This is a genomic window from Sphingobacterium sp. IITKGP-BTPF85, from assembly GCF_001006065.1.
GTDB classification, from domain to species: domain Bacteria; phylum Bacteroidota; class Bacteroidia; order Sphingobacteriales; family Sphingobacteriaceae; genus Sphingobacterium; species Sphingobacterium anhuiense.
In genome coordinates, this window is sequence record NZ_ASZT02000205.1 from 1 (window position 1) to 6,796 (window position 6,796).

6 protein-coding genes and 1 pseudogene are annotated in these 6,796 nt (G+C 33.6%); 3 read left to right on the forward strand and 4 right to left on the reverse strand.

The window, feature by feature from the left end:
• Window positions 1-87: 87 nt before the first annotated feature.
• Window positions 88-1,263, reverse strand: a complete 1,176-nt coding sequence (locus tag L950_RS23495) for an IS4 family transposase (protein WP_021189693.1) — start codon at window positions 1,261-1,263, stop codon at window positions 88-90.
• Window positions 1,264-1,513: 250 nt separating this feature from the next.
• Between L950_RS23495 and L950_RS23500 the strand changes: the two genes are divergently transcribed.
• Entirely contained in the window at window positions 1,514-2,251 is a 738-nt protein-coding gene (locus L950_RS23500; RefSeq protein WP_021189694.1) for a lysophospholipid acyltransferase family protein, read from the forward strand.
• Window position 2,252: 1 nt separating this feature from the next.
• Here the strand turns inward: L950_RS23500 and L950_RS23505 are convergent, their stop codons facing one another.
• Both L950_RS23505 and L950_RS23510 read right to left on the reverse strand, forming a co-directional pair.
• Window positions 2,253-3,341, reverse strand: a complete 1,089-nt coding sequence (locus tag L950_RS23505) for a glycosyltransferase family 2 protein (RefSeq protein ID WP_316930747.1) — start codon at window positions 3,339-3,341, stop codon at window positions 2,253-2,255.
• Between the two features lie 25 nt (window positions 3,342-3,366).
• Window positions 3,367-4,308 (reverse strand): lysylphosphatidylglycerol synthase domain-containing protein, encoded by a 942-nt coding sequence (locus L950_RS23510; RefSeq protein WP_231577831.1) that lies wholly within the window; start codon window positions 4,306-4,308, stop codon window positions 3,367-3,369.
• Between the two features lie 158 nt (window positions 4,309-4,466).
• Here L950_RS23510 and ruvC point away from each other — a divergent pair, with 158 nt between their 5' ends.
• The gene (ruvC, locus tag L950_RS23515) at window positions 4,467-5,033 is read left to right on the forward strand and encodes a crossover junction endodeoxyribonuclease RuvC (protein WP_021189697.1); all 567 of its coding nucleotides are present in this window, start codon (window positions 4,467-4,469) and stop codon (window positions 5,031-5,033) included.
• On the opposite strand, the pseudogene L950_RS23520 reads toward ruvC, so the two are convergent.
• Window positions 5,034-6,076, reverse strand: a pseudogene (locus L950_RS23520) (hypothetical protein).
• 220 nt (window positions 6,077-6,296) lie between these two features.
• Here L950_RS23520 and L950_RS23525 point away from each other — a divergent pair.
• Window positions 6,297-6,770 carry an Lrp/AsnC ligand binding domain-containing protein gene (locus L950_RS23525; protein ID WP_021189698.1) on the forward strand — a complete coding sequence of 158 codons (474 nt, stop codon included), beginning with the start codon at window positions 6,297-6,299 and terminating at the stop codon, window positions 6,768-6,770.
• Window positions 6,771-6,796: the final 26 nt, after the last annotated feature.

The following is a 6,796-nucleotide window of genomic DNA, read 5'->3' on the forward strand; positions in this document are numbered from 1 at the left end:
ATCAGTTCCGTCCTAAATAAATTTTAGACGTGTTTTTCCATCTAAATAACCGCTATTTTTAGATCATTTCAATTTTGATCCTATTTTTTAGTCTGAAAAGATCTGTAGCTGTCCATTTTGTTCCTTTACTGGCGGTCTAATAAAAGGGTCATCTATCCATTTCCAGATATTTATTTTCACGAAGATATTCATCCTGATAAAACTCACCAGATTGGATAAATTCCAGTCGTATCTTGCTTTCTTTTGAAGGTATTTGAGCAGTAATATGCCGATCAACGAAGTCCATATCTGGATCATTACCGCATTTTCAGAAGTACCCACAAAAGATGATACTTTTAGGCGCTGTTTCAGATGTTTGAAGAAGATCTCGATCTGCCACCGCTGCTTGTAAATATTTGCTACCAGGGAGGCTTTCCACCCAGTGTTGTTGGTCAAAAAGTGGTATTGGTTGCCAGTGGTGCTGTCCCAAAAGTGAACCAGGCGTAGTGGTTTGGAATTGTACTTATTGGCAGAAGGGCCAGAAAGCTCAATGATCTCATCTTTAATGATTCCCTTTTCCAGGAGCGCTTCACTCTGGTATGACTTAATAACACTGTACTGCATGTTAGTTTTACTCCTAGTAACGAAATAACAACCTCTGCTGTCCAAATCCCCGAGCCAGCTGTAATCCACATAACCTCGGTCCACCACGACCACGCTTCCTTTGGAAAAGCTGTAGCTGCCCGCACGCTGGCTCTCATGAACTTTCCCGTCTGTAATCTGCATAAAAACAGGCAGACAGCCATCATAATCTAAAACAGTGTGCAGCTTTATGGCTCCTTTGGTGCTGCGAAACTTGGCCCAGTCAAATACCGATAGACATAATGGGATGATACTGGCATCCATTAGATAAACCTTGCGTTTTAATTGGGTAAGATCTTTGCGAAAATGCGTATCCTTTTGCCATAGCCTGTCCAATAGGGAAAAGTACAGCTCTTTAAAGAGCTCATGGTTGCGATGCTTGTTGATATAAGAAATATTGGACTTGCTGGGAGCTCTAACCACACCTAAATGATTCAGATTACCGGTAGTACTACGCAAACCATTGCTGATATCCCGAACTGAATCTGCAGAAGAAAAATGGCAGAATAACATGCTCGCAAGATGCGTCCAACTGTTGATCCCTTTGCAATGTTTATCACTCTTGTGTTTAGCGACCAAATCTTTGAATAATTCGCGGTCGATAAGGGATAAAATCTGACTAAAAACGTTTAAATTTACCATTGGCGGTGTGTTTAAGTTTGGCGATTTAAATATAGCAACTTTGCTATAGCAAAACACCGCCACTTTTTAAACGTTTAGGACGCAAGTGTTTGGAAATTTTTTCATCTCTTCTATAAATATAAATATTATTAATAATAGTATAAATTTTATAAAAGTATTATTAAACATAATTTAAAATATGAGCGATCAATAATTATTTGCAAAGTATATTAATAATTATATTTGCTGTAAATAATTATTAGATTTAAACATGAAGAAGATTATTGGATTTATTCTGACACCCATTTTTTATTTCTTTTTTGCCTTGTGCCTTTTAGTTTTTCACCCTATACAATGGTTGAGCCTAAAGTTTGGCGGATATACAGCACATAAAAAGAGTGTCGATATTCTTAATTTCTTTCTCACCTATTGCAATATTTTGCTGTTTAATACGATATCTTTTACTGATAATAAAAACATTCCAACCGGACAGCCCATTATTTTCGTTGCAAATCATCAAAGTACATTTGATATACCGGCTATGATCTATTTTCTGCGAAGATTTCATGGAAAATTCATTTCAAAAATAGAACTAGCGAAGGGAATTCCAAGTATTTCCTTCAATTTGAAACATGGTGGGGCGGCAAATATTGACCGTAAGGACTCAAAACAGTCTATCGGTGAAATATTAAAACTTGCAAATAATATGAAGACCAAAAACTGGTCAGCTTTTATTTTTCCGGAAGGTACTCGCACTCGAGATGGTAAAATGAAGCCTTTTCATGTTGGCGGAATAGCTACATTATTAAAGAAAAATCCCGATGCACTAATTGTTCCTATCGCAATAAATGGTTCATATGAAATGACTAAAAATGGCTTATTTCCTCTTACACCCTTTGTGAAAATGAGCTGGGAAGTTTTAGATCCTATTGATAAAACTGATAAAACTTTGGAAGAAATAGTATTAGAAGCTGAACAGAAAATCCGTTTAAAAGTAAAAAATGGTTAGATTATTTAACCTGCCGACCTTTCCAATCATATTTACCTATATTACCAAGTATACCAATATACACGAGGTATATTATATGTAACGAGGAAAGAATTGGTAAATACCGCATTAACTCCTCTCTCTTTGAAAACTGAGTTAAGGGTTGAATAAATAGATATTCAACTATGATTTTAGCGATTAATACAACCAAAAAAGTAAAAAGATAGGAATAATGATAAAATAAACCTACGATAAGACAGGTAAGCATACAAAAGTTGAATAACCAAATTGTGATTCCTAGTAACACAATTGCTTTATTTTTATATTTTGTACTCTTAGAAGCCCAACGCTTCCGCTGACTTATAAATGACCCAATTGTAGGCTTAGCATCGGTGTAAACCACTGCATCTGTAGATTTACAGAATCCTATTTTATGTGGATATTTGGCAGCAACTTTATGCAAAAATAATTCATCATCACCAGATGCTAATTCATCTATACCGGCAAATCCACCCATTTCATAAAAAATATCTTTGCGATATGCCAAATTTGCTCCGTTGCAAGTTGTCGGATTTTTATTACCAATACCTGCTGCGCCTAAGCCTATTAAATATAAAAACTCAAGTGTTTGAAGTCTTTCAAAAAATGATTTCTCTTCTGAATACACTACAGGTGAAGATAAAAGATATAAGTCTTGAGTTTCAAAATAGCTAATGATTGACATTAACCAATTTTCACCCATCCTACAATCAGCGTCAGTTGTAACAATGATCTCTCCTGTACATAAATCAATAGCCTTCGCTATAGCAAGCTTTTTATATGAATTCAATTTATTGCTCTCATTCAACTGAATTAATTGTACTCCTCTGTGCGCGTAGGACAATACAACATCACTTGTCCGATCAGTAGAATGGTCATCGATTACAATTAATTCAAACTGTTCAGGTGGAAATTTTTGATTAAGTACAGCATCAATAGTACGTGCTATACCATTCTCTTCATTACGTGCAGCTATAATAATAGAAATACGTTTGACCGGTAAACAGTTCGATATTACAGTTGGTATTTCAAACCAACCTTTCCGCATATACAGAACCAGAGCGATATACACAATCGCCAATATTATCGTAATAAAACTAAGACTTAGAATCACCAAAAAAATTTATTTTCAAAACAAAAATAGAACCTAAAACAGCTGGAAGTATCAAATTAACGAACCAAATACAAGAAACAATTGCCATCACGGCTAGTTCTTGGTTTGTGATATAACTATAAAGATTACCTGCAACAAAACTTCTTACACTAAAATCAAAAATATCCAATGTCGGTAATGCGGCCTGCACAAAGAAAAGAATAAATATCATCAAAATCATTGCCACGAATGGTAATTCTGGTAAAATGACCAACATTAAAATAATGTACTGAGAAGTAAAAATGATAAATCTTGCCAACGATATCAATATGACAACAAGCAATTCCTTAAAAGTATACTCTTCCAAAATAGAAAAGAAAGGTTTGATACGTTCTAGAAATTTAATTCGACCAACCAATAAATCAATCCAATGCACATTAAAATAAAGTACTAAAAAACCTGTCGCATACAATATTGCTAATAACCAAATTCCAAACTCTATAGAAACCGGAGTATCCATATAAGTACATGCAAACCAAGCAATACTTAAAGCACCAGCTATACTGGTTAATACAAGTTGTGCAAATAACCCAACTCCCATTGCTATAGCACCTTTTGCTCGATTTTCAGGTTTCAAAAACAAAACACGACCTCCATATTCACCAATCCTATTTGGAGTAAAAATAGCCCATGTTAATCCACTAAATACCGATTGAAATGCACGTCCAAAAGATATTCTTTCAATTCTAATAGCCAAATATTGCCATTTTACAACTTCAAGCATCCAATTAACAAACATCAAGAACACGATTAAGCTAAATGTCAACCAGAAATAATGAGGATCTATACCTGCGATTAATGTTTCAAACTTCAGAAGATTTTTAGGATCGGATAATTGTTGATAAATATACCATCCAGCAAAAGCTAGTACCGCAATTTTTATCAATATCCCGCTATATTTTTTTGAACCTTTGTTAGCATTTATCAATTTTGGACACAATGTTACTAAATATTAATCAAAGCTAAAGTTATTTTATGGCAATATTAGTATCCATTACATCTTCATTTTTGAATCGTTACGAAATAAAAAATGTAATATTGCACATGCAGAAGGAGAAAGCAAAAGAGAGAATTATTTTAGGTATTGACCCCGGAACAGCTGTTCTAGGTTACGGAATCATACGTGAACAAGGAAACAATATCAATCTCATTACTATGGGAGTCGTGAAAATGGGGCATCTTGATGACCATGCTCTGAAACTCCAACGTATATTTAAAAAAACTACTGCTTTAATAGAGGAATATAAACCGGACAGTGTTGCATTAGAAGCTCCATTTTATGGAAAAAACATACAAGTAATGTTGAAATTAGGAAGAGCACAAGGTGTCGCTATGGCCGCCGCATTAAATTTTGATATTCCTATATTTGAATATGCTCCACGAAAAATAAAGCAATCAGTAACTGGAAATGGAAATGCAACCAAAGAGCAAGTAGCAGGAATGTTGAAGTCATTATTAAAATTTAATGAAAGCCCTGAATTTTTAGACGCAACAGATGGATTAGCTGTTGCTGTTTGTCATTCCTTTCAAAAAAATGTGACCTCCGAAACTGGCAAAAGTTACAGTGGTTGGAGTGCATTTGTAAAAGATAATGAAAAAAGAATCAAGTAATTATAGCTGTACTTGCCTTATAACATTTTTCACATTTAATTCAACAATATCAGTCATCGATTTACACTTCAAATACTGTTCACTTGAATGAGAAATTGCATAAGCTTCACGCAATTGTTTTATATTTTCCTCTGTCGATAACTGTTGGGTTTTTGATGCGTCCCTAAGGTCAGCGATCCGATGCCTTTCAATACGTACACGATGTACAATAGATGATCGCTCTTCTTGTTGATATTGAGAAACCGTTTTTTCTGTCAAATGTTCCATTGAAAGTTTCACATAAGGAAAGTTTTCTTTGAAAAATTGTGGCATGTACACTTTTGGATTGCCTTCATAAAATTGCTGGTCAAAATCAATAGCTCGAATTCTGAATTGAAAATCGTCAAAATCTGGAGTTATTTGTACGACAAAATTATAAGCGCGCATATCACCTAACAAAGTAATTATGCAACGTTCGTTAAATTTAACAAACTCCTTAGAAATACGTGTTAGATTATAATCTGGTGTATACATCCGTTGCTTGGCAAAAGTATCACCAGGGATTCCAACAATATGTTCCTCAACCAAAGTTTCATTATCGACCATATAATTTACCTGATTTGGCGATAAGATTTCCTCCAATTCTAAGCCATAAATACGAGATGCATCAGCTTGCTTAATATAAAAATAATCATAAACATCATTCAGTCGGTTTACAATACGAATTCGAAAAGGCCTTGTATTGCCAAACGCACAATACTCAACACGATCAATATACTTATGTTGCACAATACGGGTATTACCCGATGCCTTTAATTTAGCATATATTACTTTCAAACCTTCATATAAATGATCAATGAGATATGGTGGATATAATGGCGTTTCCCAAAAGTGTCGTTACCGTATTTATCCAATACAGGTATAGTTTCAGTAAAAGATAAAAGATCCTTATACGTAATAGGAAGCTTTGCATCACGTTGATATAGTCTCAAGTATTTATGTAATCCCTCTCCTACTGCAAAAATGGGTTTCTTCCTTGAAATTTTAACATCTTCTATTTCCATAAATATCTTTTTAAAATCAAATGCCAATATCAATAAAAATCTATACAAAATTTGTTATTTAAATATCACATTAACAATATGTATATAAAATTTTTACTAAATTTACATACATAAACCAACAAATCTTAGTATTTTTGAAAAATTTAAAAATTTAATCCGATACGACTATTTGGTAATATATTATCGGTTTGGGTTAACTTAATTAATAACAGCACTTTTAATGGAAAACAACTATTCTAATTACGATTTAGACAATCTTGATATTCAGATATTATCAATTTTGATGAATGATGCGTCTATTCCTTATACAGAAATAGCAAAAAAGTTAATTGTATCTGGTGGCACTATACATGTACGCATGAAAAAAATGGAAGAACTAGGTATTATTAAAGGATCCAACTTAATTATTAATCCTCAGAAAGTTGGTTTTGATATCACTGCCTTCTTAGGGATTTACCTTGAAAAAGGATCTCAATACTCTGATGCTGTTGCTCAATTAAAAGAAATTAAAGAAGTCGTTGAATTACATTACTGCACGGGACAATATAGTATTTTTGCAAAAATAATCTGTCGCGATACAGTACACCTGCGTAAAGTATTAAATGAAGATATACAATCTGTACAAGGAATTCAGCGTACTGAGACTATTATATCTCTTGAAGAGAGTATAAAAAGACAGATTAGTTTAGTCTAGTCTAAATTATTAATCGTATAAACAAA